The 2657-nt window shown below is 54.8% G+C and carries 3 protein-coding genes and 1 pseudogene; 2 read left to right on the forward strand and 2 right to left on the reverse strand.

Features of this window, described 5'->3' with window-relative positions; all coding sequences use genetic code 11:
- Together OVO38_RS12320 and OVO38_RS12325 are read left to right on the forward strand one after the other, a co-directional pair.
- The coding region (locus OVO38_RS12320; protein ID WP_267208689.1) for an integrase core domain-containing protein at positions 1–297 on the forward strand (297 nt) is incomplete at its 5' end.
- A 58-nt stretch (positions 298–355) separates the two neighbouring features.
- The gene (locus OVO38_RS12325) at positions 356–1411 is read left to right on the forward strand and encodes an alpha/beta fold hydrolase (protein ID WP_095279068.1); all 1056 of its coding nucleotides are present in this window, start codon (positions 356–358) and stop codon (positions 1409–1411) included.
- 43 nt (positions 1412–1454) lie between these two features.
- Here OVO38_RS12325 and OVO38_RS12330 read toward each other — a convergent pair whose 3' ends face one another.
- Both OVO38_RS12330 and OVO38_RS12410 read right to left on the reverse strand, forming a co-directional pair.
- Positions 1455–1799: a hypothetical protein gene (locus tag OVO38_RS12330; protein ID WP_267208690.1), complete on the reverse strand. Its 345-nt coding sequence runs from the start codon at positions 1797–1799 to the stop codon at positions 1455–1457.
- A gap of 221 nt (positions 1800–2020) precedes the next feature.
- Positions 2021–2330, reverse strand: a pseudogene (locus tag OVO38_RS12410) (recombinase family protein); the annotation flags it as partial.
- Positions 2331–2657: the final 327 nt, after the last annotated feature.

A 2657-nucleotide genomic window follows, 5' to 3' on the forward strand; every position in this document is an offset into this window, starting at 1 on the left:
CAGTACGTGTCACTGAAGTACTCCACCGCACTGGCCGAAGCCGAGATCCGGCCGAGTGTCGGCACAGTCGGCGACTCCTACGACAATGCTCTAGCGGAGACCGTCAACGGTCTCTACAAGGCGGAACCCATTCACGCTCAGGGCCCGTGGACGTCGGTCGGAGAAGTCGAACTGGCCACCTTGCGGTGGGTGCATTGGTGGAACACCAAGCGGCTACACGAAGCATTGGACTACGCCACCCCACAGGAAATAGAAACCGAGTATTATCTCACCGAGCCCATCAACACAAGGCCGTAAAAGAAGCGGAACTAAACCCAGGACGCTTCATACAGATTTATTGGTAAGGTGATAGCTCATGGCCCTGGTCGGGAAAAGGGTCCTGAAGGTGGCGGGACTTATCGTGACGGCAATCGTTGCACTTGCGGCAGCCGGTGCTGGCGGTTGGGCATGGTACACAACCACGTATCACTCGCGTCTTGTGAGATCCCTGGAAAAGGCTGGCTATCAAGAGCACCGGGTGAGCGTGGATCATGTGAAGCTCAATGTAGGGGTAAGCGAGCCAAGGGACGGTTCCCCTATTGTCCTTATCCATGGTCAAGCGAGCGGATGGCGCCAGTACGGTTACGCTTTACGTGACCTCAGCAAGGACCGCCAAGTGTATGCCATCGACGTTCCAGGGCATGGCAAGTCTGATCGCCTTGAATCTTATCGAGCGGTGGAGGTCGCAGACGTCCTATCTCGTTATATAGAGACAATTGGCCAACCCGTCGTATTAAGTGGGCATTCGTCTGGGGGTCAATTGGCCGCGTTGATTGCTGCGCGTCATCCAGAACTGGTTAGCTTCCTGGTGTTAGAAGATCCGCCGCTATTTGCCACAGAGCTGCCTGAGGCGCGCAATACGTGGAATTATCAGGACCTAGCTGTCAGCACTCATGAGTTCTTGTCTTCAGGAGAGACCGACTGGCAGGCTTATCAGTGGCGCAGCCAAAAAATGTGGCAATACTTTGGGGACTCTGCTCAGGGGTTCATCGGTGATGGACTCGCATATCACTCTCGGCATCCGGGCGCCCCGATAGCTCTGTGGACCATGCCTCCCGAGATGAATGAGGCACAGGTGTACATCATGGATTATGACCCAGCGTTTGGTGATGCCTTCTTTACGGGTCTCTGGAACGAAGGGTTTGATCAAGAAGCAACACTTGCGGCGATTCAAGCGCCAGTTACCTATATTCATTGTCAAGCGCGATACGACGGGGAAGTCCTTCAAGCTGCGGCCAGTGATGAGGACGCCGCCAGGGCCATGGATTCTCTTCCCGCCGGTGCCGTTAAAGTCGAGGCTGACTCGGGCCACAACTTCCATGTAGAAAAGCGCAAGGAGTTCGTAGAAATTCTGCTGGCCGGCGTAGGTTAATCCGCGTGCGCTTCTCCTGAGTTGGATCATTTTGGTGCGGAAGTCAGGGTTCGGTGATGGCGTGGACGAGGTTTTGCACTTCGGCTGGTAGTGGCGTGGCCGCGTGGATTGTTGTGTCTTCGACTCTGAGTTCAAAACTGCGATACTTTTTGAAAGTTCGCACGAGTCGTTTAATGCTTCGTCCGGTTGCTGATTCCATCATTCGACTTACTGCGAGTGTTGCCATGACGATATTGAGGTGCGCATTAATCGAGCCCTCGGTTCGGGCATAAATTGGTCGCGCCTTGAGATCGGATTTCGACATCCGATTGCCCGCGTGTTCGCTCGTGACTACCTGGACAGCTGTAGCCCCAGAAGCAGTCGTCACAGTACGGATAGACGGGCTCACAAAAGATCACACTACCGTCCGCCCCACACCCCACCCCTTAGTGCGGAAAAATACCCAACCCCAACACCAAACCAGCAGGTCTACGCGTCAAGAGTTAAGTCGGTCACACCACAGTGAGCCAAGTCAGGTCGGAACTATACGGAAAGGCATATGGTGTGACATATGTTCTAACATGTGGCAGTTTCAACGTCTGCGCATATTTACCCCCACCTTGCGCCGCTTTAGGCGTTTTCCAGTGCCCGATACACGGGGTAGGCCGGGTGACTCCGAATTCCCGCGCTAGTGCGGCTTTCGACCCCCGCCAGCACGCACTGCTTAAACTCCACTATCTGGCCCGGGCTTAGGGCGGGCTTACGGCCCTTGTACTTGCCGGCCCTTTTTCGCCGGCGCGATACCCTCCGCCTGGCGCTCACGAATAATGGCCCGCTCAAACTCCGCAAAGCTACCGAGTATGCCGAGCATTAATTCCGCATGCGCGTCGGACGTGTCTTTCGCAAACGTGAGATCCTCGTGCAGGAAAGTAACAGTCACAGCGCATCTATGCTCGCACTACCGTAGGATAAAGGTGTATGAAATCGACTTATATCATGCAAACCGCAACATAACTCACAGGTTAGCGATACCGGAAAACGTGCACTTTCATCTCTCGACATGCGAGAGGACGCGAGTCGTGTAATACCCATCTCGAACGCCACGGTTGAGCGGTGTCCCCCCCGACACACAGACAGATCTGAAGCGTCCTGGGTTTGGTTCCGCTTCTTTTACGGCCCTGTGTTGATGGGCTCGGTGAGATAGTACTCGGTTTCTACTTCTTGTGGGGTGGCGTAGCCCAATGCTTCGTGAAGACGTTTGGTGTTC

Origin of the sequence: Corynebacterium sp. Marseille-P8863 (assembly GCF_946902955.1) — a bacterium.
GTDB lineage: Bacteria > Actinomycetota > Actinomycetes > Mycobacteriales > Mycobacteriaceae > Corynebacterium > Corynebacterium gottingense.